Origin of the sequence: Streptomyces sp. WAC 01529 (assembly GCF_003945545.1) — a bacterium.
Lineage (GTDB): Bacteria > Actinomycetota > Actinomycetes > Streptomycetales > Streptomycetaceae > Streptomyces > Streptomyces anatolicus.
In genome coordinates this window covers 8,236,297-8,263,100 of record NZ_CP029617.1, presented here as the reverse complement: position 1 = coordinate 8,263,100, position 26,804 = coordinate 8,236,297, and the positions used below count along the sequence as shown (strand labels likewise).

27 protein-coding genes are annotated in these 26,804 nt (G+C 68.7%); 8 read left to right on the top strand and 19 right to left on the bottom strand.

Features of this window, described 5'->3' with window-relative positions; all coding sequences use genetic code 11:
* The first annotated feature begins 265 nt into the window (after positions 1-265).
* The 4 genes from DMA15_RS36430 to DMA15_RS36415 all read left to right on the top strand — a co-directional run bounded on the left by DMA15_RS36430 (position 266) and on the right by DMA15_RS36415 (position 5,125).
* Complete coding sequence (locus DMA15_RS36430) at positions 266-3,085, top strand: DEAD/DEAH box helicase (RefSeq protein WP_206302902.1); 2,820 nt, start codon at positions 266-268, stop codon at positions 3,083-3,085.
* Complete coding sequence (locus DMA15_RS36425) at positions 3,082-3,384, top strand: hypothetical protein (protein WP_125517112.1); 303 nt, start codon at positions 3,082-3,084, stop codon at positions 3,382-3,384. Before DMA15_RS36430 ends, DMA15_RS36425 begins: the two co-directional genes overlap by 4 nt.
* Before the next feature lie 435 nt (positions 3,385-3,819).
* Entirely contained in the window at positions 3,820-4,716 is an 897-nt protein-coding gene (locus tag DMA15_RS36420) for a hypothetical protein (protein WP_125517110.1), read from the top strand.
* Between the two features lie 166 nt (positions 4,717-4,882).
* Positions 4,883-5,125 carry a hypothetical protein gene (locus DMA15_RS36415; RefSeq protein ID WP_125517108.1) on the top strand — a complete coding sequence of 81 codons (243 nt, stop codon included), beginning with the start codon at positions 4,883-4,885 and terminating at the stop codon, positions 5,123-5,125.
* Between the two features lie 153 nt (positions 5,126-5,278).
* On the opposite strand, the gene DMA15_RS37865 is transcribed toward DMA15_RS36415, so the two are convergent.
* The 19 genes from DMA15_RS37865 to DMA15_RS36945 all read right to left on the bottom strand — a co-directional run bounded on the left by DMA15_RS37865 (position 5,279) and on the right by DMA15_RS36945 (position 20,732).
* Positions 5,279-6,010, bottom strand: a complete 732-nt coding sequence (locus DMA15_RS37865; protein WP_240660141.1) for a Shedu immune nuclease family protein — start codon at positions 6,008-6,010, stop codon at positions 5,279-5,281.
* A 17-nt stretch (positions 6,011-6,027) separates the two neighbouring features.
* A complete protein-coding gene (locus DMA15_RS37860) occupies positions 6,028-7,350 on the bottom strand; it encodes a hypothetical protein (RefSeq protein WP_240660140.1) in 1,323 nt (440 codons plus the stop codon).
* Positions 7,351-7,485: 135 nt separating this feature from the next.
* Positions 7,486-8,226, bottom strand: a complete 741-nt coding sequence (locus DMA15_RS36405) for a hypothetical protein (RefSeq protein WP_240660139.1) — start codon at positions 8,224-8,226, stop codon at positions 7,486-7,488.
* 104 nt (positions 8,227-8,330) lie between these two features.
* Positions 8,331-8,984 (bottom strand): ATP-binding protein, encoded by a 654-nt coding sequence (locus DMA15_RS36400; protein ID WP_240660138.1) that lies wholly within the window; start codon positions 8,982-8,984, stop codon positions 8,331-8,333.
* Positions 8,981-9,595: a Mu transposase C-terminal domain-containing protein gene (locus DMA15_RS37855; RefSeq protein WP_240660137.1), complete on the bottom strand. Its 615-nt coding sequence runs from the start codon at positions 9,593-9,595 to the stop codon at positions 8,981-8,983. The genes DMA15_RS36400 and DMA15_RS37855 overlap by 4 nt, the downstream gene beginning before the upstream one ends.
* A 34-nt stretch (positions 9,596-9,629) precedes the next feature.
* Positions 9,630-9,914, bottom strand: coding sequence for a hypothetical protein (locus DMA15_RS37850; RefSeq protein ID WP_240660136.1), 285 nt, complete (start codon positions 9,912-9,914; stop codon positions 9,630-9,632).
* 39 nt (positions 9,915-9,953) lie between these two features.
* Complete coding sequence (locus tag DMA15_RS37845; protein WP_240660135.1) at positions 9,954-10,592, bottom strand: hypothetical protein; 639 nt, start codon at positions 10,590-10,592, stop codon at positions 9,954-9,956.
* A gap of 392 nt (positions 10,593-10,984) precedes the next feature.
* The gene (locus DMA15_RS36390) at positions 10,985-12,496 is read right to left on the bottom strand and encodes a hypothetical protein (protein ID WP_125517107.1); all 1,512 of its coding nucleotides are present in this window, start codon (positions 12,494-12,496) and stop codon (positions 10,985-10,987) included.
* Positions 12,497-12,600: 104 nt separating this feature from the next.
* Positions 12,601-13,215: a phytanoyl-CoA dioxygenase family protein gene (locus DMA15_RS36385; protein ID WP_125517105.1), complete on the bottom strand. Its 615-nt coding sequence runs from the start codon at positions 13,213-13,215 to the stop codon at positions 12,601-12,603.
* 151 nt (positions 13,216-13,366) lie between these two features.
* On the bottom strand, positions 13,367-13,927 hold the full coding sequence (locus tag DMA15_RS36380) for a DUF6624 domain-containing protein (RefSeq protein WP_051819769.1): 561 nt from the start codon (positions 13,925-13,927) through the stop codon (positions 13,367-13,369).
* On the bottom strand, positions 13,924-14,763 hold the full coding sequence (locus DMA15_RS36375; RefSeq protein ID WP_051819766.1) for a class I SAM-dependent methyltransferase: 840 nt from the start codon (positions 14,761-14,763) through the stop codon (positions 13,924-13,926). Before DMA15_RS36375 ends, DMA15_RS36380 begins: the two co-directional genes overlap by 4 nt.
* A gap of 6 nt (positions 14,764-14,769) precedes the next feature.
* A complete protein-coding gene (locus tag DMA15_RS36370; RefSeq protein ID WP_125517102.1) occupies positions 14,770-15,924 on the bottom strand; it encodes a zinc-binding alcohol dehydrogenase family protein in 1,155 nt (384 codons plus the stop codon).
* A 52-nt stretch (positions 15,925-15,976) separates the two neighbouring features.
* A complete protein-coding gene (locus DMA15_RS36365; protein WP_078594340.1) occupies positions 15,977-16,957 on the bottom strand; it encodes a ketoacyl-ACP synthase III in 981 nt (326 codons plus the stop codon).
* On the bottom strand, positions 16,954-17,409 hold the full coding sequence (locus tag DMA15_RS36360) for an ester cyclase (RefSeq protein WP_164551914.1): 456 nt from the start codon (positions 17,407-17,409) through the stop codon (positions 16,954-16,956). The genes DMA15_RS36365 and DMA15_RS36360 overlap by 4 nt, the downstream gene beginning before the upstream one ends.
* Positions 17,409-17,984: a GNAT family protein gene (locus tag DMA15_RS36355; RefSeq protein ID WP_030786714.1), complete on the bottom strand. Its 576-nt coding sequence runs from the start codon at positions 17,982-17,984 to the stop codon at positions 17,409-17,411. The genes DMA15_RS36360 and DMA15_RS36355 overlap by 1 nt, the downstream gene beginning before the upstream one ends.
* The gene (locus tag DMA15_RS36350) at positions 17,981-18,706 is read right to left on the bottom strand and encodes a flavoprotein (RefSeq protein ID WP_125517098.1); all 726 of its coding nucleotides are present in this window, start codon (positions 18,704-18,706) and stop codon (positions 17,981-17,983) included. Before DMA15_RS36350 ends, DMA15_RS36355 begins: the two co-directional genes overlap by 4 nt.
* Entirely contained in the window at positions 18,703-19,608 is a 906-nt protein-coding gene (locus DMA15_RS36345; protein WP_125517096.1) for a T3SS effector HopA1 family protein, read from the bottom strand. Before DMA15_RS36345 ends, DMA15_RS36350 begins: the two co-directional genes overlap by 4 nt.
* A complete protein-coding gene (locus DMA15_RS36340) occupies positions 19,595-20,488 on the bottom strand; it encodes an aminoglycoside phosphotransferase family protein (protein WP_125517094.1) in 894 nt (297 codons plus the stop codon). Before DMA15_RS36340 ends, DMA15_RS36345 begins: the two co-directional genes overlap by 14 nt.
* Positions 20,489-20,579: 91 nt before the next feature.
* Positions 20,580-20,732: a hypothetical protein gene (locus DMA15_RS36945; RefSeq protein WP_158708900.1), complete on the bottom strand. Its 153-nt coding sequence runs from the start codon at positions 20,730-20,732 to the stop codon at positions 20,580-20,582.
* 1,294 nt (positions 20,733-22,026) lie between these two features.
* Between DMA15_RS36945 and DMA15_RS36335 the strand changes: the two genes are divergently transcribed.
* Genes DMA15_RS36335 through DMA15_RS36320 form a run of 4 tightly spaced genes read left to right on the top strand, consistent with a single transcriptional unit; the run spans position 22,027 to position 26,107 of the window.
* Positions 22,027-22,899, top strand: coding sequence for a phytanoyl-CoA dioxygenase family protein (locus DMA15_RS36335; RefSeq protein ID WP_125517093.1), 873 nt, complete (start codon positions 22,027-22,029; stop codon positions 22,897-22,899).
* A gap of 7 nt (positions 22,900-22,906) precedes the next feature.
* Positions 22,907-23,881 carry an LLM class flavin-dependent oxidoreductase gene (locus DMA15_RS36330; RefSeq protein ID WP_030786698.1) on the top strand — a complete coding sequence of 325 codons (975 nt, stop codon included), beginning with the start codon at positions 22,907-22,909 and terminating at the stop codon, positions 23,879-23,881.
* Complete coding sequence (locus DMA15_RS36325) at positions 23,878-25,356, top strand: hypothetical protein (RefSeq protein ID WP_125517092.1); 1,479 nt, start codon at positions 23,878-23,880, stop codon at positions 25,354-25,356. The genes DMA15_RS36330 and DMA15_RS36325 overlap by 4 nt, the downstream gene beginning before the upstream one ends.
* Positions 25,343-26,107: an SDR family NAD(P)-dependent oxidoreductase gene (locus DMA15_RS36320; protein WP_030786692.1), complete on the top strand. Its 765-nt coding sequence runs from the start codon at positions 25,343-25,345 to the stop codon at positions 26,105-26,107. The genes DMA15_RS36325 and DMA15_RS36320 overlap by 14 nt, the downstream gene beginning before the upstream one ends.
* Positions 26,108-26,804 lie beyond the last annotated feature (697 nt).

Genomic DNA, 26,804 nt, shown 5'->3' with positions numbered 1-26,804 from the left:
AGTCACCGGTGACGCCGTAGACAACCTCGGCCTCGAAGGGTTCGATCCTGTTCCGGAAGTCGCCGGCCTCGCAGACACCTGGTGGCGCGGAACTGACTCCCTCATCGCCATCTACCGCGGCGAAGCCGAAGTCATGAACGCGCCCCAATGCCAGACCGCCACCATCTACGGCGGCCTCGACCAGTGGGGGCTCAGAGGACTCGGCAGTTAGACATCCCCAGAACGCCTCGCACCCGACCTCTGCCGCACAGAATGGACACTCGGAATGCACGGCATTTCCCTTAAGGAACACCAAGTAGACCAGAAGTCGGGCTTCCGGAAATGGGTGGGATTCCCTGCAAGGCCATCCGTGCCCCCGCAGGGTGCTCGAGGCACCATCGTGTCAGCGACCGGATCAGGCAAGACAATCACCGCCGCCTCCTGCGCGCTCGAGTGCTTCGGAAACGGTCGGATCCTCGTGATGGTGCCCACCCTGGACCTACTGGTGCAGACGGCCGAGGCGTGGCGTCTGGTGGGTCACCGGGCGCCGATGGTCGCGGTGTGCTCGCTGGAGAACGACGCCGTGCTGAACTCGCTGGGGGTGCGGACCACCACGAACCCAATCCAGCTCGCCCTGTGGGCCGGGTCCGGGCCGGTCGTCGTGTTCGCCACGTACGCCTCCCTCGTCGACCGCGAGGACATCGACGCACCGGAGGGCCAGCGGAAGGTTCGCGGACCGCTCGAGGCCGCTCTGGCGGGCGGAGAGCGGCTCTACGGCCAGCGCATGACAGGCTTCGACCTCGCCATCGTCGATGAGGCCCACGGAACCGCCGGGGACATGGGTCGGCCGTGGGCGGCAATCCACGACAACGCCCGCATCCCAGCGGACTTCCGGCTGTACCTGACCGCCACGCCGCGTATCCTGGCCTCGCCCCGGCCGCAGAAGGACGCGGACGGCCAGGAGGTGGCGCTCGCGACCATGGCCGACGACCCGAACGGGACCTACGGCGCGTGGCTCGCGGAGCTCGGGCTCTCCGAGGCGATCGAGCGCGAGATCCTCGCCGGGTTCGAGATCGACGTCCTGGAGATCCGCGACCCCTCCCCCGTACTCGGGGAGTCGGAGGAGGCGCGGCGCGGCCGGCGCCTGGCGCTGCTGCAGACCGCGCTCCTGGAGCACGCCGCGGCGTACAACCTGCGTACGGTCATGACCTTCCACCAGAAGGTCGAGGAAGCCGCGGCGTTCGCGGAGAAGCTGCCGAAGACAGCAGCCGAGCTGTACCTGAACGACGCCTCCGACGCCGACCTGGCCGCCGCCGACAAGCTGCCGAAGTCCTCCATCGACGCGGCCTTCTACGAACTCGAGGCCGGCCGCCACGTCCCGCCGGACCGGGTGTGGTCGGCGTGGCTGTGCGGCGACCACCTCGTGTCCGAACGCCGCGAGGTGCTCAAGCAGTTCGCCAACGGCATCGACGCGGCCGGGCGCCGGGTCCACCGCGCCTTCCTCGCCAGCTGCCGTGTGCTCGGGGAAGGCGTCGACATCACCGGCGAGCGGGGAGTCGACTCGATTTGCTTCGCGGACACCCGCGGCTCGCAGGTGGAGATCGTGCAGAACATCGGCCGCGCGCAGAGGCTCAACAAGGACGGCTCCACCAAGATCGCCAGGATCATCGTGCCAGTGTTCCTGGAGCCGAACGAGGACCCGACCGACATGGTCGCCTCCGCGAGCTTCAAGCCGCTCGTGGCTGTGCTCCAGGGCCTGCGCAGCCATGATGAGCGCTTGGTCGAGCAGCTCGCCTCCCGCGCGCTCACCAGCGGCAAGCGCAAGGTCCACGTGAAGCGTGACGAGGAGGGGCGGATCGTCGGGGCCGGCGGCGGGGGCGACGGTGAGGACCAGGAGCAGGACGACACCGACAGCGCTGCCGAGTCCGCGCTGCTGCATTTCTCTAGCCCGCGTGACGCAGCGACCATCGCGGCGTTCTTGCGCACCCGCGTCTACCGGCCGGAGTCCCTGGTGTGGCTGGAGGGCTACCAGGCCCTGCTGCGGTGGCGCCGGGAGAACGAGATCACCGGCCTGTACGCCGTTCCGTACGACACCGAGACCCAGGTCGGCGTCACCAAGGACTTCCCGCTGGGCAGGTGGGTCCACCAACAGCGCAAGGCCTTGCGGGCGGGCGAGTTGGAGGAGCAGCGCAAGGAGCTGCTGGACGCGCCGGAGGCCGGGATGGTCTGGGAGCCGGGCGAGGAAGCCTGGGAGAACAAGCTCGCCGCGCTCCGGTCCTACCACCGGGCCACCGGCCACGTCGCACCGCGCCAGGACGCAGTGTGGGGCGAAGGCGAGGCCATGGTGCCCATCGGACAGCACATGGCCAACCTCCGCCGCAAAGGCGGCCTCGGGAAGGCCCCGAAGCGGGCGGAGGAGCGCGCGAAGCAGCTGACGGCGATCGACCCGGACTGGAACTGCCCATGGCCACTCAACTGGCAACGCCACTACCGCATCCTCACCGACCTCGCCGACGCCGATGGCCACCTCCCCCACATCGCCCCCGGCGTCCTCATGGACGGCGACGACATCGGCACCTGGCTCGCACGGCAACGCGAGGCGAGCACCTGGAAGCTGTTGTCCACCGAACAGCAGCAGCGGCTGTCGAAGCTGGGCGTACAGCCCGCTGAGGCCCCGGCGGCCACCCGCGCGACGAAGGGCAAAGCGCAGCAAGCCTTCCAACGCGGCCTTGCGGCCCTCGCGCAGTGGGTGGAACGGGAAGGCGCGGACCGGCCCGTCCCGCGCGGCGCGATCGTTGAGGTCACGGTCGACGGCGAGACGGAACCGGTACCCGTCAAGCTAGGCGTATGGGTCTCGAACACGAAATCGAGGTGGGACAAGCTCGCCTCCGAGCAGCAGGCCGCCCTCGCCGCCCTGGGCGTGCCGTGGATGAAGGCCGCGCCGGTGCCGAGCCAACCCGACAACCCGGATGCGACGGTCGACCTCCCTGTCCAGCCCGCGCTGTCGGACGCGTCGGCGCAGGAACACCACGACCGAGACGACACCGCGGCGGAGGAAGAGCGCCAGACTCAGGCAGCGTGGGGCACCGAGCGGGTGGGGCGATGAGTGAGCTGATGCGCAACCACACCAAGGCCGAACTGCTGCGCATGGCCTACGCGGGCGGCCTGGTGAACCACAACTCCCCCGAGAAGTGGCGCAAGGACGAGATCGCCTCCGCCGTCGTGGACATCGAGCTCCGGGCCACCGCCCGGCACGCCGCAGACACCGCGCGGCCCGTTGCGGCGAAGCGCCTGCCGAAGCAGGCCCACCATGACGAGTGCGAAAAGACGCTGTACGAGGGCGCCGCCTGCACCTGCGACCTCATCGAGCAGTACGGACCGCCCTCCGAACGGGACGTTTACTGAGACGGCCCCTGCCTGCGCCCTCCCCACAGCACAGAGCGCCAGGCCCCTTCTTCAGGCCTGGGGTCTGTGCTGTCCGCGCCGGAACGAACTCAGCTATGCGGAGTAGTAGTTGACCTGGAGAGGAGGCTTCACCACCACGACCAGCCCTATGCGCGGCTCGAACCCGGGCTAGCCGCTCTGTTCTCCCAGGTGCGGAGTCACGGCGTGAACTATCCAAGAGTTGGGTTCCAGAACATCAAAGATCACTATCTGAAGCGTTAAAGGTTCCAGGCGACAAGTACGTGCCTGCCTGCTGCTTCGGGCACCAATGGTTTCCTACCGGGGTCATCAGTTATCCAATGTGTTCCGATAGCCCAGTCTGAAGGGGAGGCAGCCAAGCGGCCGCACCGGGAATTCGACACCCGCTTCGTACGACCGATCGGTGAACATGGCTCCGTGACCACCGAACTGACCGTGCTCAAGCGGGACATGCCCGTGAGCCAGGACGACACGATACGGATGCTGCTGGAGCAGTCCAAGCGCACCGGCCGTGCCGTCCTCATCCGGCGTGCCTTCGTCCAGGACGCCGATCCCGGCCTCCGCCTGATCACGCGGCCCGGCCCGTTCTCCAAGATGCTGCGCAGTAACGAGCGGCTGGACCTCTTCCTCCTGATCCACTGCGTCACCGCGCGCGCCGACTGGAGTGTCACTCACCGGTCCGAGACCTGGGGCCGCGCCGCGGGGATCTCCTTCGCCACCAACGGCACCGCGAGCGCGGCGGTCTCCCGACACCTGCACAAGCTCAAGGAACTGAAGCTGATCAGCACCGAGCCGCACGGCCGGATGACGAAGATCACCAAGTTGCTCGAGGACGGCTCCGGCGACCCGTACACACTGCCGTCGGGCGACAAGGAGGGCTCCCGCAAGAGCACCTACTTCAAGGTGCCATTCGCGTACTGGGAGCAGCACTACTACCGGAAGCTGTCGATGCCGGCGAAGACGATGCTGCTCATCCTCATGAGCCAGCGCAAGCCGTCCTTCGCCCTGCGCAAGGCCAGGGAGTATGCGCTCTGGTACGGGGTCTCCCCGTCGACGGTCGGGCGTGGCATCGAGGAGCTGAAGAAGGAGCGCCTGCTGTACGGGTTCCTCTGCGAGCAGCAGTTGGACGGCTTCTCCGTCCTCGGGCAGAGCACACAGGTTCGCTGGGCTCTCGCCGCGCCGTTCGACCTGAACGTCAACAAGACGGAGCGCGAGGCGGCAGAGGCCGCCTGGACTCCTGAGGGCATCGCCCGCACCGCGGTGCGGATCGGCGCCCGTATCCCCGCGCTCTCGGGGGCCGCGATTCCGCGATGAGCACCACCGGGGCACTACGGCCCCGGCCCCACGACTCCCGGCCCTGCCACACATGGGCCGGGCGCGGCGCAGGCCGCCGCCCCGAAACGGGCGACGGCCCCCTGTTCCAGCAGGGAGCCGCCCAGTGAACAAACCGACAGTCACTCCCCAAGGAGGCACCACCAGCATGTCCAACGAGCCTAAGGGCACCGACCGCCGGGCGTCGACCCGGCATTACCAGGGCAACGGCAAGTTGCGCCACATCTGGTCCGAGATCCGGACCCGTCTGCGGCAGCTGCCCGACGGCGGCCGCCGCCGTCGCCTGCGCGCCCTCGCCCGTACGGCGGGCTACGGCGTGGTCCGCGGCTCCGCTGGCGCCCTGGGCGCCAGCGGGACCGGATGGATCATCTGGTGGATCCAGCAGCGCTGACCCGGAACACCCGCTGATCGCACACCCGCAGACCTGGTGGTCCCGGTCCGAGCCGGGGCCACCAGCGGCTCACCCCGTACGACGGTCATCACCCGCGGGCCGCCGTACGTACTGGACACACCCACAGGCCAACCAGACAGGTGGATGGGAGTCTTAGCGATCTTCGACGATGAAGCACGCCCGCTGGTAGAGCTCATCGAACGTGATGATCTCGACGTCCTGGATCGATGTCCGGTACAGCTCGAAGGAGTTGATCTTCTCCGGGTTCACACGGCCGTTGTGGGTGAACTCGCGCCGGCTCCCGATCACCACAACCTGACGGGGCCGGGTGGTGGACAGCTCGATGCCGGTCGGGGTGCCGTCGTCGTCGTGGATATGGGTGAGGAACTCGCCGGAGATGAGCTGCTGGGCCTTGCTCACGGTCTTCTGCACCTGCGCCACGCCGCCGCCCAGTTCTTTCGATGCCTGGTAAACGCCCGCGCGGTACGGGGTCTTGGCGAGCAGCTCCGTGTCGTGGGTCTTGATTTCGCAGAAGAGCATGCTGCTGATCAGGCCCTTGGAACGCATGATGGCGTCGATGCGTTTCCCGGCTCCGCCGAAGATGTCGGCCCCGGTGGTGATGCGTTCCAGTTTGCCGTCGTCGATGGATTCGCAGGCGATGAGGTTGAGCCCGTAGCCGAAGATCCACTGGTTCGCCTCGAAGAAGGCCTGCCAGACCGCCTCCGCCCCGCGCGTCGTCGCAAGGCTCTCCTCCTGCTGGAAGTAGTCCGGATCGTTCAGCAGCCGCTTGAACTTCTGGAGTTGCTCTCTGCGGTTGCTGATCAACCGGATGTCCTCCTCGGTGAGACCGCCGCCGATCGCGGTCCTGACCGCACCGAGCACCATCGTCCGGTCCTGGCCGGTCAGCAAAGCTGGGTCAGCTGGGCCTCGTCTCCGGCCACGAGCTGGAGGGAGCCGCCGGGCGTGCTCAGCCCGGCACAGCCCCGGAGGAAGTTGATGACCTTCCAGAAGTTCTCGTGGACGTCCCCGGTGTCGACGAGCGCCTTGACGGCCCGGGTGGCCACGGTGTCGGGCACCATCTGCGTGGCAGGGATCTCCCCCGCCTTCTTCTTGTCCTTCTTCCACAGCTTGATCCTCGGCGTGAAGGTGCTGCCCTTCTTGATGATGGTGACGCTGCACAGCGTGGCCACCTGGGGCCGGTCGTCGAGGACGAAGTCGGTGATCATCCGGCGTGCGCGGGTGTCGTAGAGGTAGTGGAACCCGCTGTTGTCATGCGAGGCGCGGATCTCCAGGTTGGCGAAGTCTGCGCGGGTGACGTCGAACTCGGTGGTGGTGAAGGGGAGGCGGAGACCGCGAACGATGGGGGTGGCGGGTGCGGTGGCTTGGGCCCGCCAGTCCGGCGGGATGTGGGGCAGAGGCCGGGTATCGCCTTCGACCACGAGGTCCTGGACTTCGGTGCGTCCGAGCTGGCTGAGTAGGCTCTCCAGTGTCCGCCAGATCGTCTCCTTCGTCTCCGGGGCACAGGTGGGATGGAGCTCGCGCTCCACGGTCAGGACCGCCTCGTAAGTGTCCGCCGTCCAGCCGTCACCCGGCACGGGGTTGAAGAAGCCGCCGTCGCGGCGCAGGGTCAGGACAGCTGTGCGCAGCAGGTCGCATGCAGTCTCCTCGCCGGCGCAGTCCAGGAGGCTGTAGGTCTGCCCGAGGACCAGGTCGAGCTTGCCCGTGTCGTCATCGTTAAGCGGCAGCGGGACCAACGGGCCCGTCGGCGGAAGCCGGACCGGCGTGTAGATCGGGCGGCCGGAGAGGAACTCGTAGGAACGCAGGCCCCACCCGTCCGGTGCCAGCAGCCGGTTCAGCTCCTCAACCTGCTTCATCGCCTCCTCGGCGCTGGCCGCAACCTCGGGATGGACCATTCGTGCCAGGAAGGCAAGCAGCACCTCGTCCGGCCCGTCCGAGAGCTCCAGCCGAGAGTCCTCGAAGATCCAGTCGTCGTCCAGATCGTAGTTGTTAATCCAGTGCTGCTGGATATCAGCGCGGACAGTCGGGAGCCGGCCGTTCTCGGACGCAGGTCGGTCCAGGTCGTAGAGGTCCTCCAGGAACGTGACCTCGTCCAGTTTCCCCCACCAGGGGCTCGATATCCCGCGCAGATAGCTGAAGATGTCGTGCCGCGTCACCGTCGTGATAGATGGCTGCGCGTGTGCCGGGGCGGTGTCGCTGGACGTCATGTGTCCAGGATGGAGGGCAGGGCGGTCAGGTACCGGTCGATCGGAACTTTCCATCTGCCGAACGGGACGTCAGACGACGAAGCGCAGCGGGGCGGTGGGGGAACCGTCGACCGGCCCGCCCCGGCCCACCCGCCGTCAGCGCGGCCCGTTCCGGCGAGGCCGTTGCTGGAGCGGGACCACCATAGCGAGTGCGATCTGGCCGCTCCCCGCGCTCCGAACCCAGGCCTCGGAGGCCTGGAGTCTCGTGCTGCCAGTCGGCGGATGTCTACCGCAGCGTGTGCCGGAAGCCTCGAGCCGGTCGACAGGGAGCAGGGCTGTCGTAGGAGACGAGGCGGTCCAGTGCGGGCAGGGTGAGCCACCGATCTGTCGGCCGGGCGGGCTCGTCCGCGGGCGGGGCTCGGCGGCGAGTGTGCCGTAGTAGTGACAGCGTGCGGCCTGGATGTCCGTGGTGAGGATGTGGTCGGCCGTCTGCAGAGCTTGGTGCAAGGCAGCGGGCAGGTAGGGGCGGTGGCAGACCAAGGTCAGGCGGATGCCGGTGAGCGTGCGTAGTTGCAGGAGGCGCATCGCGCGGCGGGCGGTGAGACGGTGGGCGCGCAGGACGGTCAGCCGGGTGACGGGAAGGGCAGTGATCCAGGCCGTGGCGGCTTCCCATGCGGACTGACGACCGCCAGGGAAACGGCCTGGAAGCAGGGGCGGCTTGCCCAGGGCGGCCAGAAGGTTGTGGGCAAGCCCGGTTTCGCTGGTGGTGCCCGGGCCCGGATGCAGGGTGATCTGGCCTGACGGCGGATGGTGGGCGGCCAGAGCGGTGTGCGTGTGGACCACGTCGTCATCGCGGTCGATGACCACGGTGACGGGCAGTGGCGCGACGAGCGGCATGACGGCGTGGTGGTCAGGCAAGGCGGCTGAAGGCCCAGCGCAGCAGCTCCTGGTCCACGCGGGGGTGACCGGTGCGGGCCAGGGCGGTGTGCGGGTGTGGGCGGTCAGCTGGGCCCAGGCGCGGAAGTTGCCGTGTGTGGCGTGGCTGTCGGCGAAGGTGATGTCGTCGGGGTCGCATCGGCCCAGATCGGATGGAACAGGGGGATGGCCTCGAGGACTTCGCTGGGGGTGAGACGGGTGAAGTGCTGCCAGATGAAGATGCGGGAGGAGAGCATCGGTTCGCGGCGCAGCACGGTGTGGCAGCCCTCCCCTCCGACGAAGATAATCGCGAGCTGGGTGGAGGGTTCGTCCCACAGGTAGCGGAAGTATTCGAACGCCTCCCCATTGAGCCACTGGGCCTCGTCGACCAGGAAGGTGCGGGGGCGTTCAGCCAGGGCAGTTTTCAGCAGGCGGTCGAACTCGCTGGGGTGGCGCGGTGGTTCCCCGGCCAGGTCGAGCGCGGTGAACAGTTCGTAGCGCACCGCGCGGGCGGTGGGACGAGGCCGGAAGGTGATCTTGCGGACGTCCTCGCCGGGTTCGAGTTCTCGCAGGCAGGTGTTGACGGCGAGGGTCTTGCCGAAGCCGGCGCCGCCGTGGATGCACATCATGGCGCGGGCAGCGACGGTGTCGGTGATGTTCTCCCGGGCGGTGAGCAAGGCTCGGGTGGTTACCACGGACGCATCAGGCAGGTCAACGTACTGGTAGGTGGCCGCGGTCACGAGGCGTCTCCGTCTTCGTCGGTGGTGAGAGGTGTAGCCCGTCCGTCGCGGCCGTCCGGGACGGAAGCGCCATCACGGCCGGACGGGTGCAGGATGGGCGGGCTTGACGTGGTCAGCGCGGCCAGGGAAGCAGGGGTGCGCCAGTCGGCCGGGGGCGCGGCGGGCGGGATGAGCTCCGGCATCGCGAGCTGCGCGAGGTCGGTGTCGGCAGTCTGGGCGAGTTCGGCCTCGGCCTGCGCGGTGGTCAGCGCGCCGAGCCGCTGAGGTGCCTCGGGCTGGTTCACGGCGGCGTAGCGCTCGCGCTGGGAAGCCTCCAGGTCCTTCTTCAGACGGCGGGAGCGGGCGGCCCGCGCTCTTCGTACGGCGCTGATCTGTTCGTCGGTGGCCTGATCGGCCAGGTCCGCAGGACCCAGGTAGCGGCCGGTGGCCGCGTGGTACACCTCGATCCGGTGATCGTGATGGGGCATGAAGCGGATCCGGACCTGGATCCCGGCCTGCCCGGTCATCCACGGCCCCACGTAGTCACGCCTCCTGAAGCGGATACCGCGGGTGGTCAGGGTGCGGGTGCCGGCGTCCTCCAGGGTGAACGTCCACAGATCCGCCGCGGCCACGTCCCGCAGCGGGGTGGGATCGTCCTGCCACGCCTCAAGTGGGGGTCCTGCCCCGCAACGGCGCGGGCTGGTGTTCGGTGTTCCACCACCGTGTCCAGGCCAGCAGACGGGCGGTGAAGTCCTCGAAGCCGAGCAGCACTTCGTCCTTCGGACGGGAAGCACGCTTACCGGGGCGCGGCTGACGGGCGTAGCCGGGCAGCGCGGCCAGGAACATGCTCTCCACCGCCCGGTTGCGACCCTCCACGGTGCCTTTGAGGTGGGGGGTGTAGGCGGGCAGGTCCTCCACCGTCACGTCCAGGAGATCGAACGCGGCGGTCACCGTTCGGGACAGGAAGTCCTGGCCGCGGTCGACACGTACCTACTCGGGCAGGCCGCCGAACGGGCCGTAGGGGTCCTCGCGGAGGACTGCGGAGCGCAGCGCGGCCAGCACCGATTCCCGCGACGGATCTCCCAGCGTGACCGCGACACCAGTGATCGCGTTCGTCGCGCAGTCGGTGAACCAGGTGATCCACGGCCTGCGAGCCTTGCCATCGACATCGACCAGCACCGCCGCCTGCATGTGGTCCGTCTCCCACACCTGATTGCGCCAGCCCCGCGGCCGGGCCAGGAACACATCATGCTTGCGCGCCGCCCGCTCCCCACCCGCGAGCCCCGCCCGCTCTCCCGGCGTCAGATACCGCTGGATCGCCCGGTGCAGCGTCGGAATCGACGGAGGCGGCTGTCCCTCGCCCCTGGCCGCGCGAGCGGTCAGCTCGCGATGCACCGCCGCGACGTTCCCCTTCCACAAGGCCAGCAGAGCCCGGACCTCATCCGTAACCGTGAACCGCCCGTGATACGCGCCCCGCTCCCCCGGCGCCCGGGCCACAGCCTCGTCCCGCTCGGCGGCCGCCAGCCACCGCCACACCGCACGCTCCCGCACCCCAAGCACGTCCGCCGCTGACCTCACCTGCCCCGTGGTGAGCTTTCCCTCCCGCCGCAGGGCCAGCAGACGACGCACCGCCGGTCCCCGCAACGCCCGAACCGACACAGCCGGCAAAGCCCCACTCGCGTCACCACCCACCCCTTCCGGGGCCAGGTCCTGCTCTCCTGATCCACACCCCTGAGCACACCAACACCCATCGGCCAGCGGATCAGAACTCACCAAACTGAGACAGCGTCACCCCTCATGCAATAACGCCCCCAGAACAGCTACACCCCTCGGAAACCTCGCGTCCAGAACAGCGACCCCAACCCCCTCAACCACCACTGACCAGCAGCAACACACCGAAGCCCACTGCCACTCACCCACTGTCCCAAAACCGAGAGATCGCACTTGGAAGGTAGGACAAGCTGAGCACGATGTCGGCCTGCATGCTGTCCCTGACACGGTGGTGGCGGGAGAGGGCGAGTTCAGGCTCCCGCCGGCCGCGTGATGTAGGCCAGCACTGCCTTGGAGTCGTCCACGGGAACCACGATCGTCTGCGCCGGTCGTCGCGCGCCCCACCGGGCCGGCACCTCGACCGGCTCCTCGCACACGACCGCCACCTGCTCCCGGCCGGACGCGGGGACCGTGAACCGGTCGGACGTGATGTCGTCCTTCGGCCGCCCCCGCGCGGGCTGTTCCAGCGTGATCGAGCGCACCGTCGCCAGCGGGATCTCCAACTCGTGGTGCAGGCCCCACCGTACGACCAGGCCGTCGGCGCGCAGCAGGTGCGGACGCACCCCGGCGGCCAGGCCCATGGTGGCCGTCAACAGGGCGGCGTAGAGCAGGACGACGCCCAGCACGATGCGCGGCACCCCTGGGGCGAGGCTCAACAGTGCGGACACGCCCGCTACCAGGAGTAGCGCTGCCGTGCCGACCAGGGCCTTGCGGGACGCGCTGCCGTAGGACAGCGGCAGGTCGCCGGGGCGGGGCCGTTCGGTCCGGCGCAGCAGGACGAGCGTCAGCACTCGCACGACGCTCAGTTCTCTGCGGACCATCGCGGCCATGGGCTCGGGCATCAGGGAGAACAGGGCGTCGCTGAAGGAGTCGGCCCGGGTCTCGCCCGCGGCCCGCAGGCGGCGGTACTGACTGATGAAGGCCGCCCCGGCGATGAGGCCGAGGACCGCGAGGGCACCCTCGGTCACGACGAGGATGCCGGCCGCGATTCGCCAGTCGAGTAGGCCCGTGGTGACCAGGACGATCTCGGCGAGCAGCACCAGCACGCCGGTCCAGCGCAGCCACCGCATCCACCGGGGTGTGTTGTGCGGTGTGCCCGTTCGTGCCGGGGCTGCGGCTGCAGGGATGTCGCTCCGTTCGGAGGACGTGGTCTCGGGCCGTCCGCCGCCGCGCAGTGTCCGGGTGCCCGACACGGGGTCGATGGCGAAGAGGCGGATCTCGCGTACCGTGGCGGTATCGGCCTTCGGCAGTGTCATCTCCACCGGCGGATCCAGGGTCACCGCCAGGTTGGTGACGCCCATCATCGGCACCGACAGGACGCCGTCCGCGACCTCTGCCGTGCGCTTCTGGCCGCTCAGGGAGCGGCGTTCGGTCACCTTCGTCACGCGGTCCAGCGGGACGGGCACCTCGAAGGTCGCCCCGTAGTGGACCGTCAAGGTGCCCTTCTCCACCCGGTGGGGAAACGCGCGCAGTGCGACGACCAACGCCAGGATCACAATCAGGGCTAGCAGCCCGACTGCTAAGGCGAGCACTCTCGCCCAGGCCGCGGAGAGCAGGAAGTCGACCAGGGCGATCTCAACCACCGACGAGAGCGTGATCAGGACCACCTGCGTCGTGACACTGCTCTGGTAGGGGATCGATCTCGGGTCCGCGGCGCGTTTGCCCGCGCCCGGTGCCAGCCACAGCGCGCGTGCGGCCTTGGTCCAGTTCAGCCCGTGTGCGGTGATCACCATGCAGTCCGGAGCGGCCTGGTCGTGTCGCATGTTCTCCACCTCACGTCTGGGTGCCCTACAGAAAGCGTGCCACGCGGGCCGTTCCGCGGGGGCGAACCGCGGGAAAGAGCCACGCGGAGTGAAAACGATCCCGCTCACCCATGCGTTCCGGCTCCATGGGCGGGTTCCCGAACCAACTGCCCTGTAGCCACGTTGGACTGCGAGGCCGACAGGAAGCGTTCCAGGTGCACGCGTACGGCACCGTAGAACCGCTCCAGTATGACCGCGTCCACTCGGGGCTCGTCAGTGCGGTTCAGTCCGGAGCCGTGCACCACCAGCATGTTGCGCAGAGAGCACTGGCCGGGGCGCGGCACGACATCGTGCCGCTCGGTGGCGGACGCGTCGAAGTCGGCTGCCTCGCCGCGTAACCGGCCGGCCGCGTGCCCGGCGCGGTGGTGGCGCAGGACGCCGTCGCCGTGGGTACGGGCGGCGAAGCGCATCGTGCCGTTCTCCGGTGAGGTCGGTGTGAGGGCGAGCCGGACCCGGAACGCCGCGAGGTCGCCGTCGTCCAGCTCGTGGGTGAGGGCGTCCTGGTGCCAGGCCAGGTCGGTGTCCCCGCCGGGCTCCACGAAGATGCTGGTGCTCCAGAAGAGGACGTCCGGCCCGAGCAGGCTCGTGGCGATCTCCAGCAGGCGGGGGTGCCGGACCAGCCGGTCCGCCCATGACCGCAGCAGGTGGATTTTCGGGCCGTTGGCCAACGCGGCGGCCACGCCGCCCGTCGGTGCGAGTCGACGAGGTACCGCAGGACCGCCTCACGAAGCGCCGTTGTCCCGTCCGGTGGCAGAACGTCCACAGGGGAGACGAATCCGTTCTCGCGGTAGGCGGGGATCTGCCGCGGGGCAAGTCTCGGCGTCCGGTCCGTCACTGGTACTCCTCGAGCATCTCGGTGCCCGCGTGCAGTTCCCGCAGCTGCCGTTCGAATTCGGCGACCGGGGGTATGCCCAGCTGGGCGCGCCGGGCGTCGAGTCCGCCGGGCTCCTCCACCGGAAGCATCCGGTAGCGGCCGTCCTCGGCGCGCGCGTACTGCGTGCCGTAGCGCGTGGGCACGCCCGCGTGCAGGTGGATGCGGTCGATCAGGTAGGCGACGTGCGAGGCAGTCGCGTCACCGGCGTCCACGGCCTCGATGAGGAGTTCGAGGCCGTAGCGCTGCAGGGGCCGGTCGCGGTCGGCGTGCTGGACCAGCAGGGCAGCGTCGTCCGACCCCTGTTCACCGACCAGCCGGTGGCCGGGCCATCCGTGTTCGCGCAGCACCCGCCAGATCCACTGCTGGTTCTCCGCGTCCACGGCCATCCAGCGCGCCACGTCGGCGGCCGACTTCCCCGGCGTCCGGCGCACGTCCTGGTCCCAGTCGGCCCGGCGGCGCAGTTCCGCGGCGAGCTGCGCCGCGCGGGGTGCGGTGGCAGTTTCAGGGGCGGAGGTCACCGGACCCGCTCCGCCACGACGAAGTCTCGTGCCATGAAGGGCGTGTCCGTGCCGTCGTCATGGCCAGTGGTAATCCGCTCGGTCTCCTTCAACACGAATCCGTACTCCGCCAGCTCGGCCGCGAGTTCGGCCGGGCCGTCGAGGCGGAACCGGAATCCGGTCAGGAACCGCCGGGTGTGTCCGTCGGGGGCGACGAGTTCCGCGTACATGTTGGTGTACTGGGTACGTGCGGCGGCGTCCCGCCGGGAGCCGACCAGGACGAAGCCCGAGCGCTCCCGCAGTCGTACCGGGCAGCTCAGCACCCGTTCGGTCGCCCGCTCTTGGTCCAGGGCCGGGGTGTGGTCGAACAGCAGCCGTCCGCCGGGCCGCAGATGGCCGCGCACCACTTGCAGAAGGGCTTCGCGCGCAGGGCCGTCGAACAGTGTCAGGCTGAGCCCGCCGATGACGATATTGTCGTAGCTCCGGCCGAGGTCCAGTCCGGTAACGTCCGCGTGCAGCCAGGTGATCCGCCCGGCGGTCTCCTCGTCGGCTGCGGCGGTCATTGTCCGGGCGGCAGTCAGCTGGGTGAGGGACAGGTCCACGCCGGTGACGCGGTGGCCGCGCCGGGCGAGTTCGAGCACCGACCGCCCGCCTCCGCAGCACAGTTCCAGCGTGTCGGCGGGCCCGGTCCCGGTGTGCTCCGCGAACCATGCGCTGTCGTCCTGTGCCTGGGTGACGAGCTTGGTGTAAAAAGCCCCGAGCACTCCTTCGAAGGGCGGTGTCAACCGGGTCTCGGGCAGGTTCAGGGCGTGGATGCCCACGAAGGGACCGAACAGGTCATCGGCGAGGTCCGGCATGTCAGGTCACGCACCCTTCGTAGTATCGTCGCGCTCGGGGTACTCGTCGTGATCGCGGTCGCCAAACACGTACGCCGCCTTGCCCAGCCGCGCGGGGTCGAAGGTCCTGCGGACGAACGGGCCGATGTCGGCGCCGGAGAACTCCGAGTCGACGACCACCCTCAGTCGGCCCGCGTCCCAGTCGCCCAGCGCCGCCTCCAGGTCCGCGCGCACCCCGAGGCACTGGCCGTGGATCGTGGCGTTCTTCGAGACGAGGCTGGTCAGCATCGACAGCCAGTGCCCGCCCGGCGTGTCGGTACCGGCCATCTCGTCGTGGGGACTGCCCATCAGCCGGCACGTCACGTAGTGGCCGTTAAAGCCGATCAGCTTCACGGCGGTCAGGACGTAGGCGTCGCAGAACGGGTCGACGACCGCGTCGAATCCACGGATCTGGCGGGCCAGCCTGGCGAGGTCCTTCAGGTCGGCGGGGTCGTTGGGGTCGAAGGACCGCACCACCCCCAGCTCCGCCAGCAGGTCCGCGCCGCGTCCGCTGCGCGACAGGCAGTAGACCCGTGCGCCGCGCCCGCAGGCTGCGCTGATGGCAAACAGGCTGGTCATCGAGGTGGCGGCGGTCACCAGCACGGTGGTGTCCCGGCCCACCTCGGCCCGGCGCAGCATCGCGTACGCCGTCTGGGCACCGATCGAGAACGACGCCGCCTGCGCGTCGCTCATCGCAGTCGGGACGGGAACCAGCCGGGAGTGGTGGACCCGCTGCAGTTCGCGCGAGGCGGTGTTGGTCACCACGCCCGCCGAGACGGTGTCGCCGGGGCGCGGCGGCCAGTCCATCGACGGGATCACCCGGTCCCCCGGACGCAGTCCGCGTACGGCGGAGCCGGTGGCGGCGACCTCCGCGACGAAGTCGGAGCCGAAGCCCCGGCCCCGGTCATGGGTTCCCTCGGCGTGCTCGCCCAGGGCCAGGGCAGTGTCGCGGTAGTTCAGTGAGAAGGCCCGTACGCGCGCCAGTACGTACTCGCGGTTGTGGTCGGCCGCCGGGTCGAAAGCAGTGTCGGCCGCCTCCGCCAGGCCGAAGCGCAGCGCTCGTCCCCGGACTGTGTGCTCCGCGATGGCCGACCAGTGGTCCGGTGGCGCGCCCTGTTCCTCGTCAACAACCAGAACTCTCATGTGCACTTCCTCGTTTTCCGATGCGGTCCCGGTAGCGGCCTCGGTCCCGGTGTCAGTACCAGCGCAGTACGGCCGCGCCCGCGGTCATCCCGGCGCCCACGGCCACCAGTGCCACCAGGTCGCCCCGCCGGAAGGGCTGTTCCTCATGCGCCATTACCAGCGCGATGGGGATGGAGGCGGCAGCGGTGTTGCCGGTCTGGACTCCGTAGCGCGGGACGATGCGGTCGTCGAGTCCGACGGACTCCGCCAGGGTCCCGACGAGGCGCGGATTGGCCTGGTGCACGATGACCCGGTTGAGCTGGTCCAACCGGATCCCAGCCTTGGTCAGGGCGGTGCCGAGCACCTTGGGGCCCATTTCCAGGACGACTTCGCTCACGCCGCGGCCGTTCATCTCGAACCAGCCCTCGCCCGCCGGGGGCACGGTGGCGTAGGAGGCCTGCGAGCCGTCGGCCCACAGTTCGGTCGCGAGTATGCCGTAGCCCTCGGGAACAGGGCCGAGCTGGACCGCCCCGGCGCCGTCGCCGAACAGCGGCGCGGTGCGGCGGTCGGTGGGGTCCACGAATCGCGTGAAGACGTCCGCGCCGATCACCAGCGGGGTCCGTGCGGCGCCGACGGCAACCGTGCCCGCCGCCGTGACCAGGGCGTAGATGAATCCGGCACAGGCGGCGTTGATGTCCAGCGCTGGGGTCCCTGGTAGGCCCAGCCGGTCCTGGACGAGACAGGCGGTGGCCGGCACCGGGCGGTCGGGGGTGACGGTGGCAAGCACGATCAGGTCGGGGCCGACCGGCGAGTGCTCCGCGACGCGCCGGGCGACGCGGGTGGCGAGGTCGGACGTGTGCTCGTGCGGTGCGGCGTGGTGCCGCGTGCGGATCCCGATGCGGTCCTGGATCCACTTGAGGTCGACGCCGATGGCGGCACCGACCGAATCGTTGGTCACCGGTTCACCTGGCAGGTAGGAGGCCAGGGCGACGACGCCCAGGCCGGATCCCCCGTCCGGGCCGGTGCTCGCTCCGGTACGCGCTGCGGTGGTCATTTCCACCACCCCATCTGCTGACCCAGGGACGCCACGTCCGTCTCACACGTCTCCTCGATCAGCAGCCCGTCCGACAGCCGGGCGATGTTGATGCCCCGCACGCTGATCAGCCCCACATCGGGGATGTCGCGGATGACGATTCGCAGGCCGGGTCCTAACTGTTGGATGTCGTTCAGCCGCCCGATCAGTTCCCAGCGGTACACGACCATGTCACCCTCACGGACGACGTGGGTGGCGCGCATGGTGATGTCCGCCAGCAGTGCCCGGTACGTGAGCACGTCCTGGGCGAACTCCTCGCGGCCGCGCATCCGCAGCTCGGCGCGCTCGTCGAGCAGTACGTAGTCGGCGTGGATGAATTCCGGTATCAGGTCCACGCGCCCCTGGGTCCAGACCTGTTCGAGGAGTCCGCCGACCACCCCGGTGGCCGCCGGGCCACGGGCGGGCGCGGCCATCAGGCGGTCGCCAGCTTCTCCAACGTGGCCGCTCCCTGCCATTCGCGGCGGAGCATGCCCATGACTACGGCGTCGGCCCGGCGTCCCGGCCCCACGGGCATGTGCTCGCGGGCGATCCCCTCGCGGGTGAAGCCCAACCGGTCGCACATGGCCAGGGACGGGGGGTTGGTGACCGCGACATGTCCGCAGAGGCGGTAGACCTCTTCGTCGGCGAAGAGCGCGTCGAGTGTCACCGCCATACAGGCGGTGCCGATCCAGCGGAACGGGAGGCCGTCGACGTCCGGAGCGTTGATCGTGTCCCCGCTCCAGACGCCGGGGGTCCCGGTCGGCGCGTAGATCTGGACGGACAGGGCTCCGTGGCCCGGGAGTTCGACGAACCAACCCTTGATCAGCCCCTGCTCAATCAGGGGGAGCACCTGGGTGCGGGTGTTTTCGTCACTCGCGGTGAATCCGGACTCGGCCATCTCCGCGATGCGCTCGTTGGAGATGAACGTGTCGAGCAGCGACTGGTCGCCGACGGTGGCGGGACGGACGGTGAGCTCACTGGGCAACAGGCGACGCTTCTGGCCGGTCATCGTGTTCCTTTCGGATGCGGGAGTGAGTGGGCGGGGTGCGGCGGGTCCGTCGCGGGCGGCGCGGACCGAGTGACCAGATCGGCCAGGGCGCGCAGCACCTTGTCCGCAGGGGCGCAGGCTCCCGGGGTCATCTCCCAGTTCGAGACGGAGTGGCCGACGACGGGGCCGACGAGACCGTGGCCGTCCTGGGTAAGCAGTCGCACCGCACGCCGGAACGGGCCGCCGCGGACGGCCGCTTCGGCCACCGACGGGGCGAAGATGACGGGCGCGCAGGTGGACAGCACGATGGCGGACGGCAGGCTGTCGGCCAGGCCGAGGGCGCACCGGGACATGAAGTTCAAAGTGGCGGGCCAGACGATCACGGCCTCGGCCCAGTCCGCCCAGCTGACGTGGGAGGGTCCGCTATCCCCCGACCAGTCGGGGGCGATCACCGGGCGGCCCGAGACCACTTCCAGCGCGCGGGGAGACACCATCTCGCGGGCGGACCGGGTCAGGCAGACCGCTGTGTCGGCCTCGAAGTGGTGCCGCAGCAAGGTGACGAAGGCGGGCAGGTGGCAGACCGAGATGGCGCCGGTGCCGACGACGAGAACGCGCTTCACCCCGAGGGTGGCGGGCAGTTCGGAGGCGGGGGCCTCCTCGGCGGTGGGGGCTTCGAAGGCAGCGGTCCCAGCTGCGGACGTCTCGGGGCCAGGCGTCCCTACGGCGTCGGTCTCGTGGCTCATACCCGGGCCTCGTCCGCCGCGCGTGCGGCGTCGATGGCGCGTCGGGCGTCGGCCCACGACGCCGTGAGCCGCGCGAACACCGCTTCCAGGCCTTCGTCCCCCGACGCGGTCCACTTCTCGACCACGGCGCGCGACCAGTAGTAGCCGACGCTGCCCGACAGCGCTCCACCGGACGGCTCGGGGTCGAGCGCGACGCCGATGCCGTCCGTCGCCATGGCGCTGAAGCCGGGGACGGGGCCGCGCAGGCAGTCGGCGGCTCCGAGGCCGTCCAGGCAGTTGAGGATCCGGTGGACGTCGCGGGCCGCACTGTACACAACGACGCCGTCTGCGCGGCCCAGCATCTCCGTCGAGCCGCCGATCTTGGTCGAGAAGGGCACCGCGGCGCCCTCCAACGCCCGGACGAGGGCGCACCACACGGTCATGGCTTCGTCGGCGCGCACATTCACGTACACGCGAGCGTCCGGCTTCTCCGTGAATCGGCCGGGCGGATTCCAGTGCAACCACCGCGAATCCATGGGGGTGTTCAGCGGGCTGACCCTCAGGGTCGCGTCACCGGAATCAGACACGTCGGTATCGGCGGCCGGGACGGCGACTTCGATGCCGTCCGGGCAGCGGACCGTCACGAGCTCCGCTGTCCGGTTCAGGAACGAGAACCCCCGGATCTCGACCGTCAGGCCCGACAGGCTCTGTAGGGCCATTCCGCTGAATTCAGACAACTCTGCCCGGTTGGAGGAGAACGCGCTCTGCAGATTCGGCTGCCGTGCGTGCACCGCACTGTAAACTTTCTCGATCAGGTCTTCACGGCGCGAGACCGTGAGGTTCCCTCTCGTGCCGTGGGAACTCAGTAATCCACTGATGCCCCGCCGGATTTTGTCGAGGTTCCGGTGGTCACGCGCGTCCATCGAGAACCTCCCAGCGAGCGGGGTCGAGCAGAAGCCCCCGGCCTATTTCGTAGAGTGCCGAGACGATACGGTCGCGGCTCGTCATGGAGGCACGCATGAAAGCCCGCGCCAGTAGTCCGCAGCCGACGGCGGAAGCCAGCATTTCCCTGTCGAGTTCCTGTCCGCCGCCCTCGCGATATCCCGTCAGGGCGGAGCGGACAAGGACGGTGCCGCGCGTCATGGCGGCGGAGAGAGCGGCCCGCGCCTGCGGTCCGCTGGGGGACGAGGACGCCGAGAGGCTGTCCATGAGCAGTGCGCTGCACAACGATCCCAGGTCCGTCTCCGGCTGCCCGAGGCCGGCGCACTCCCAGTCGATCAGGAGAGGGAGGCCGTCAGGTGTGATGACGACGTTGTTGGTGCGGGCGTCACCATGGCACCACACGGCCGGTCGTGCGAGGTGGTCGCGGGTCCGCCTGCCGCGTTCGCGCAGCTCGGCGTCGCCGTGGAAGGCGCCGACCAGTCCGCGCTGCACCGAGGAGAGCCCGGCCCACAGGCGTACCGGGAGCGCGCCCCACGGCGGTGATTCGACGGTGACCGCGTCCCGTCCGGGCGGCGGTGCGCCGTGGAGCGCGGCCAGCGCGCGTCCCGTTGCCGCCAGGCATCCGTCGGGCTCGCTGCCGTCCTGTACGCGCAGATCCAGCCGGGGCCCTGGCACGTGTTTGAGCACGGGCCGCCCCAGGCGGGTGCTAACGACAGCCGGAGCGATAGCCGTACGCGGGGGTACTCGCAGGCCGGCGGCCCATTGCGCCACTTCGGTCTCGGTGGGCCGCAGTTTGCCGACGGCCGGTGCGGCGGCGGGTGACGGCGGGGCGAGGGCCGGTGGCGGGGCAGGTGATCGCATCGGGGCAGGACCTTTCTCCGGTGTGCCGCTGGTGTGCGGCGACGGGCAATACCGCCCGTCGCCGCACACCAGCGAGTCGATCAGGGTCCGGTCAGCAGTGGGCGGTGACCGTCCAGACGACCGAGCTCTTGGCGACCGGCATCTGCGACGGGTCGATCTCCAGCTCGGCCAGGTCGCCGGCCGTCTCGTCGTCCAGCAGGGTGGACAAGATGTCCTCGACGGCCAGCTCAGTGGTGTTCTCCATGGCGATACCTCCAGTGTTGATTTCAACGCACCTCAAATGAGGATGCGGGTTGTGCCGGGGGAATTTCCGGAATGCCGATAACCACCCCGGACAAAGTGATGCACTCCCCGTGCTTTCGGTTGGATCAGCGAGCGGGACGGAATGCCGTGTTCTGCTTGATTGAATCCATTCCGCACGACTGTGATCCGACTTCTGGCACGTTCGGCACGCATCACGGATGTGGGGAGTCAGCGCGTGGTGGGCGCCTGCTCCAGGAAGGAGGACTGAGGGTAACCGGCGGGAGAGACGGGTTCCTCGCGCAGTTCGTACCAGAGCGCCTGACCGCTGCGCGCACGGAGTGGACTCCTGTGCCCGGCAAGGCGTCGGCGGAAGGAAACTCTCACCCGAGGTCCGCCGCAGCAGCAGGCGGATCCCCTCGGACTATCACGAGCGGTCGTTCAGAGGCGGAAGGAAATACTCCACTGCCACTTCGTAAAACCTTCGGACATTCAGTCACTAAGTGCACTAACACGTGTCTCCCGCTGGTCGTAAACCGATTCCAGTGGTGCGTATAACCCCGTGGTGCTGATGTGAACGCTAGATCGACCGCGCCGAATCGTCAAGGATCGATTCAACGTCAGAATGCGGAATATGGGATTCACCCACCAATTCAGCGATTCCTTTCGCGACAGTATGCCCGAAATGGAAACGGACAAACAGGTCAATCGGGGCGCGCGTAATGCGGGAAAATTAAAAGGGAGGTCCTTAGTAAACAGAAACGGAGTTATTGAATCCACGAACAAAAAGCCAGTGAAGCAGCGTTCCTCGCGAGGTGCACTGCAGGACCCTGAGGCTTAAATCACCCTCCTCTCTGGCTTGTTTTGTCAAATTTCCTGCCAGCTGATTACGGAATAAGATACTCCGCAGTGATCTACGTCACATTGAATGGAAATTTGATTGCGCCCGCGATCACTGTCCATTTAGATGATCGATGCACCCCCCGCTTACGAATGGCTCGCGAAATCCTTTTCGGAAGGCGCCGCGAACGCCCGGAAGGCGGCGCTCTGGGCCAAGCGTCTGCGGCTGGTCACCAGATGAAGACCAAAGGCGCTGGCTACGGGCGTAGACAGCCGGTCGTGGCCGCACCGTTGCCGACCACCACGCCTCGGGGCAGAAGTGCCTTCCGAAGCCGTGCACATCGCCTCGCACGACCGTGCGACGCCCGGAGTCGTGTCGAAACGTCGGGGTGACCCGTGAACAAATCCACGTCCATCGAAGCGGTACAGCGACTGCTCCAACGATTGGACGAGAGGTGATGAAGGTGCCGGGTCTGACTCCCCAGCAGAAGGTCGACTTTCACAAGGACGGCTTCCTCTTTCCGCTCGACGTGCTCGAGGAGGAGGAGACGTACGCGCTGCGCGACGCGGTGCTGCACCACATGGCGGTCAGCGCGGAGCGGGGTGGCCCGATAGCCGCCTTGGCCGGCGGGCCCAAGGTTCACCTGCTGTGGACGTGGGCGGATCGCCTCGTGCGGCATCCCCGTCTCCTGGAGATCGCGCGGACCGTCGTCGGCCCCGACGTCTTGGTGTGGGGGACAAGTGTGTTCGTCAAGGAGCCACGGGGAGAGACCGACCTCGCCTGGCACCAGGACACCCTTACCTACGATCTGGATGGCGACGGCCAAGTCGCCGCGTTCCGGGGCTGGCTCGCGCTTACCCCCACGACGGTGGAGAACGGCACCATGCGCTTCGCAGCCGGAACCCACCGCCAGGGCATCTTGGTCCATCACCGCGCGTCTCACCTGGGCGGCCGGATGCGGGGTGACGAAGCGGCCTTCGCGGAAAAGGACTTCGACCAGCACCACGTGCTGCTCAGCCCGGGTCAGTGCTCGCTCCACAACAAGCGGGTCGTGCACGGGTCGGGGATCAACCGAACTGACGAGCCCCGGGTCACCTTCGCCATCGACTATCTGGCGACGTCCGTCCGCCCAAAGGACGGCAAGCCGGACTCCGCACTGCTGGTGAGCGGGACGGATAGGTATGGCCATTTCGCCCCCGAGAAGTCCCCGGAGGGCGACATGGACAAGTCGGCCCAGAAGGAGTTCCACGAGGCGGCACTCTTGCGCATGCGCCGGCGGGTGACCGCCGCAGCGGAGAAGAAGGAGGCTGGCCTGCTTGTCAAGTCCTGAGACAAGTATGCAGGCCACGCCCGCTTCCGGCCTCGGCGTCTACTACCCGTTGCAGCCGCACCACCCATCCCAACTGGCCCCTTTCGGTCGGCTGGTGGCCCGGGGCTACGCCGACCGGCTCTGGCTGGGCGAGTCGCTGGCCCTAGGGACGCACCAGGTGTTGGCCTATCTGGCGGGGCAGGGGATCAACCCCGCCCTGGGGATGGGAGTGTCGCTCATGCCACTGCACAACCCCTTTCAGGCGGCGCTCGCAGCGCGTTCTCTGGCCTCGCTGTCAGGCAAGCGGCTCATCTCGGTGTTCGGCACGTCCAAGCCCTCGTTTGTCGCCGCACTGCGAGGCGCGCCCTACACCAGCTCGCTGGGCGCCGCCCGCGAGTACGTGAGCACGGTGCGGCGACTGCTGGATGGCCAGCCGACGGACACCCGGGGCGAGTATGTGCACACGCCTGCTCAGCTTCCCCCGTGGCCAGCGACTCCCCACGTCGACGTCGGCCTGGGGGTGCTCCGGCCCGGGATGGCGCGCGTGGCCGCAGAAACCGCTGATGTGGCTCTCACCTGGATGGCACCTCTGCCGTACCTGCGCCGTGAGCTCTTACCCGTGCTCACGGAAGTGCGCGTGGTCAGCGTGGTGCACGTGCTCGTAGTCCGTCCCGGGCTCGACGTGGACGAGGTCGTCTGGCGGGCGACACACGGCCATACCGGGGAAGGGCACTATCGGGCGATGCTGACCGCAGCTGGCCTCGGCCCAATCGCCGACGGGCCAAGCTCCGCCCGCGCACTCGTTGAACACGGAGTGGTGTTGGCCGGATCACCGCAGACCGTGGCGGACGAGATCGAACACTTCTGGGCCGCCGGCGTCGACGAGGTTGTCCTGAATCCCACGGCACTGGAAGCTGAAGGTCCGGAAGCGGCATTGCGTGATCTGCTGGAAATCACGGAAGTTTGCCAAAGTCGAGGCAGTGCAAGGGGGAAAGACACATGACGACCAGGCAGGTCGGCACACGTGGCGTGAGCGTTGGCGGTGCCCTCGCGGCGCCGTGGGTAGCCCGGCGCAACCGGGCCGAGAACGGCGCGGTGACCTATCAGGAGAGCGTGGGCGCGGGTGTCGCCATCATCCTCTGTCTCTCCGTCCTTGAGATCGTCCTGGTCGACCTGGTCCTCGACACGCTTTGGGTGCGCCTCGTGGCCGCCGCAGCCGGTTTCGCAGCGGGCTATCTGCTCATCGGATTCTCCATGGCGCTCAGCGCCTACCCCCACCAAGTGGCAAACGGGAGGCTGAGGATCCGTTACGGAGCTACGTTCGCAGCGGACGTCAACACGAGCCTGATCACGTCCGTCAGCGGTCAGCGCAGGGGCGGTGACTACCGGCGCACCGCTGAAGTGATCGACGGCGCGATGATAGTCCCCGTCATGGGCGTAACCAATGTGCTGGTGGCCCTGGACTCCCCAGTGGAGATGGAGCTGCGCAAGAATGTCATCTCGCTACAGGAGATCCGCTTCTTCGCCACAGAGCCGGAGACAGCAGTGCAGTTAGTGCGCGCCGCGATCGAGGGCACGCCGCCGGTTCCTCCCCAAGCGCCGTCGGCCCCGGACGCGGAAAGCAGGCCGCAGGTGCCGGGCTGGTTGCGCAGGCTGCGCTGGGCCGGGCTGCTCATCCTGCTCGCCGAGATCGTCCTCGTGACCAGCGGCATCCTCGACTGGCGTATCGCTGCGGGCATCCTGGCGGTGACTGAAGGCACCCTTGCCGTCCTGGGCGTGGTCTACGGCGCGGCCTTCGTCTCGCAGTACCGAAATCTGCGCCGCGTCGGGGTGCCTCGGGCTGAAGCGTTCTCATCGTCGTTCTTCGCTCTGCTGCCACCTCCCATGGCGGAGCTGGTACGCCGCGAGATGAGCATCTTCAGGGTTATTGCCCTGGCGGCGGCCCGCCGGACCGAGCGGAGCCGGCTCGGCGGCATCCCGTTGGGGTACGGCCGCGACGGACGCCGGGTGTCCACTGTGCTTGCTGTGCTCCTGGCAACTGCCGGGGCAGTCGTCCTTGCCACAGTGTCACCCACTCTGCCTCGTTACGTGGTGGGGGTGCCGCTCCTCTACGGAGCCCTGTTGACCGCAGCTATGGCCGCAGCCAGCAGCACCAGACCGCATGTGAGTCACGGCGGTGCTCTGCGTCTGCGGTGGGGCCTGCATCAAGAACTCGTAGTACCCGTTGAGACGTTGGAAGAGGTGAGGGCGGAGCCATCAAAGTCCGCGTCCGGCCAGGACGGCACCCCGGACGTCTTCCTCGTTCCTTGTCAGGGCCGTGGGGCCCTCGTCCTCCGCCTGGCCAGCCCGGTCGAAGTGCCGACCCGGCTGGGCTCGCGGCGGCCAGCGATGACGGTCGTGGCCCCCGTGGATGCCGCGGAGGCCGCCCGTGACATCATCGCCCGTGCGATGGAGGAGCGCTCCGATGAAAGTTGCTGACACGGTTGCGCTTATCGCCGGAGGCACCTCCGGTCTTGGGCTCGCCACGGCCAAGCACCTAGTCAAGGAAGGGGCGAGCGTCGTCCTGCTTGCGCGTACCCAGGCCGCGGGCCAGACGGCGGTCGCCGAACTGGGCAGCTGTAGTGCACGGTTCGTCGCCGGCGACGTGGCCGACCCACGCGACGTCGAGGACGCCCTGGACGTGGCCGAGGCAGTGGGCCAATTGCGCACTGTGGTGTGCTGTGCTGGCTCGACGTATGCGCGGCGCCTGGTCGGCCGCTCCGGCCCGGCGCCATTGGACGAGATCGAAACGGTGCTCCGCACTCATCTGCTGGGGACGTTCAACCTCGCCAGGCTCTCCGCGCACCGGATGATGGCTCAGCCTCTGGTCAGGGAGGAGCGTGGCGTCATCATCAACACCTCCTCAATCGCCGCTTGGGACGGCCAGCCGGGGCAGGCGGCCTACAGCGCGGCCAAAGCGGGAATCGTCGGTATGACCCTTCCTCTGGCGAGAGAGCTGGCACCGCACGGCATCCGCGTGGTGACGATCGCGCCAGGCCTGTTCGACACCCCCGTATTCAGTGCAGTGCCGGAGCCGGTGCGCGCGACGCTGCGCGAGTCCGTGCCCCATCCCGGCAGGCTGGGGTCACCGGATGAGTTCGCCTCGCTGGTCGGGCATGTACTCGCCAACCCGATGGTCAATGGCACCGCGATCCGTCTCGACGGCGCGCTGCGGCTGCCCGCACAGTAACTGGAAAGACGGAGCGTGCACGTGCTTGCCGTTTGCGCCGTTCGATTCGATGCCGACACGCCTCTCGACGGACTGGAGATACGAAGGGTGCCTGCCCCGCTTCCGCCCAACAAAGACTGGGCGGTCATCACGGTGCGCGCTGCCTCCCTCAACCACCACGACCTGTGGACGCTGCGGGGTGTCAGGGTCCGCCCGGGTCGCGGCCCGCTGGTGCTCGGCTCCGATGGTGCAGGGTTGTCGGAAGGTGACGCGAACGGGCTCGCTGGGCTCTGTGGGGCAAGCACGGCTCTGCGTCCTGCCCGACGCACCTCGGTGGAGGAACCGCACTGGGGCCGCAACGGCGAGGGCCGGCCGATCGCGTGGGTGGGCAGCGCGCCTGACGACTGGTGAGCGGCGGCGGTGAGACCGGCGACAGGACCCCGGGCGCAGAGCGGCCCGGGGTCCTTCGTTGTCCGGGGCCAGCGGCACCGATCCCAGGCCCTACACGCACTGGGGTGCGATGTCCGGGGGTTCTGATCTGCGGCATCGCACTGGTGTGCGTGTAGGCCCTGGGATCTTCAGGGTCCTCCCCCCGCGAACTACGTGGCGGCCGGGGCCGGTCAGGGAGTCGGGGGTAGGTCGTGGTTCCCGGCAGGGGGAGCTGAACCATCTGACTTGGTCTTCGTGGCGTACTTTGAAGACTTCCAGCGCGAACGAG

What these genes read in the sequence shown, in the direction of transcription:
- DMA15_RS36430 (WP_206302902.1), top strand. Translation starts at nt 266, where the DNA reads ATGCACGGCATTTCCCTTAAGGAACACCAAGTAGACCAGAAGTCGGGC.
- DMA15_RS36425 (WP_125517112.1), top strand. Translation starts at nt 3,082, where the DNA reads ATGAGTGAGCTGATGCGCAACCACACCAAGGCCGAACTGCTGCGCATG.
- DMA15_RS36415 (WP_125517108.1), top strand. Translation starts at nt 4,883, where the DNA reads ATGTCCAACGAGCCTAAGGGCACCGACCGCCGGGCGTCGACCCGGCAT.
- DMA15_RS37865 (WP_240660141.1), bottom strand. Translation starts at nt 6,010, where the DNA reads ATGGTGCTCGGTGCGGTCAGGACCGCGATCGGCGGCGGTCTCACCGAG.
- DMA15_RS37860 (WP_240660140.1), bottom strand. Translation starts at nt 7,350, where the DNA reads ATGACGTCCAGCGACACCGCCCCGGCACACGCGCAGCCATCTATCACG.
- DMA15_RS36405 (WP_240660139.1), bottom strand. Translation starts at nt 8,226, where the DNA reads ATGCCGCTCGTCGCGCCACTGCCCGTCACCGTGGTCATCGACCGCGAT.
- DMA15_RS36390 (WP_125517107.1), bottom strand. Translation starts at nt 12,496, where the DNA reads ATGCGACACGACCAGGCCGCTCCGGACTGCATGGTGATCACCGCACAC.
- DMA15_RS36375 (WP_051819766.1), bottom strand. Translation starts at nt 14,763, where the DNA reads ATGCCGGACCTCGCCGATGACCTGTTCGGTCCCTTCGTGGGCATCCAC.
- DMA15_RS36370 (WP_125517102.1), bottom strand. Translation starts at nt 15,924, where the DNA reads ATGAGAGTTCTGGTTGTTGACGAGGAACAGGGCGCGCCACCGGACCAC.
- DMA15_RS36365 (WP_078594340.1), bottom strand. Translation starts at nt 16,957, where the DNA reads ATGACCACCGCAGCGCGTACCGGAGCGAGCACCGGCCCGGACGGGGGA.
- DMA15_RS36360 (WP_164551914.1), bottom strand. Translation starts at nt 17,409, where the DNA reads ATGGCCGCGCCCGCCCGTGGCCCGGCGGCCACCGGGGTGGTCGGCGGA.
- DMA15_RS36355 (WP_030786714.1), bottom strand. Translation starts at nt 17,984, where the DNA reads ATGACCGGCCAGAAGCGTCGCCTGTTGCCCAGTGAGCTCACCGTCCGT.
- DMA15_RS36350 (WP_125517098.1), bottom strand. Translation starts at nt 18,706, where the DNA reads ATGAGCCACGAGACCGACGCCGTAGGGACGCCTGGCCCCGAGACGTCC.
- DMA15_RS36345 (WP_125517096.1), bottom strand. Translation starts at nt 19,608, where the DNA reads ATGGACGCGCGTGACCACCGGAACCTCGACAAAATCCGGCGGGGCATC.
- DMA15_RS36340 (WP_125517094.1), bottom strand. Translation starts at nt 20,488, where the DNA reads ATGCGATCACCTGCCCCGCCACCGGCCCTCGCCCCGCCGTCACCCGCC.
- DMA15_RS36945 (WP_158708900.1), bottom strand. Translation starts at nt 20,732, where the DNA reads ATGGAGAACACCACTGAGCTGGCCGTCGAGGACATCTTGTCCACCCTG.
- DMA15_RS36335 (WP_125517093.1), top strand. Translation starts at nt 22,027, where the DNA reads ATGAAGGTGCCGGGTCTGACTCCCCAGCAGAAGGTCGACTTTCACAAG.
- DMA15_RS36330 (WP_030786698.1), top strand. Translation starts at nt 22,907, where the DNA reads ATGCAGGCCACGCCCGCTTCCGGCCTCGGCGTCTACTACCCGTTGCAG.
- DMA15_RS36325 (WP_125517092.1), top strand. Translation starts at nt 23,878, where the DNA reads ATGACGACCAGGCAGGTCGGCACACGTGGCGTGAGCGTTGGCGGTGCC.
- DMA15_RS36320 (WP_030786692.1), top strand. Translation starts at nt 25,343, where the DNA reads ATGAAAGTTGCTGACACGGTTGCGCTTATCGCCGGAGGCACCTCCGGT.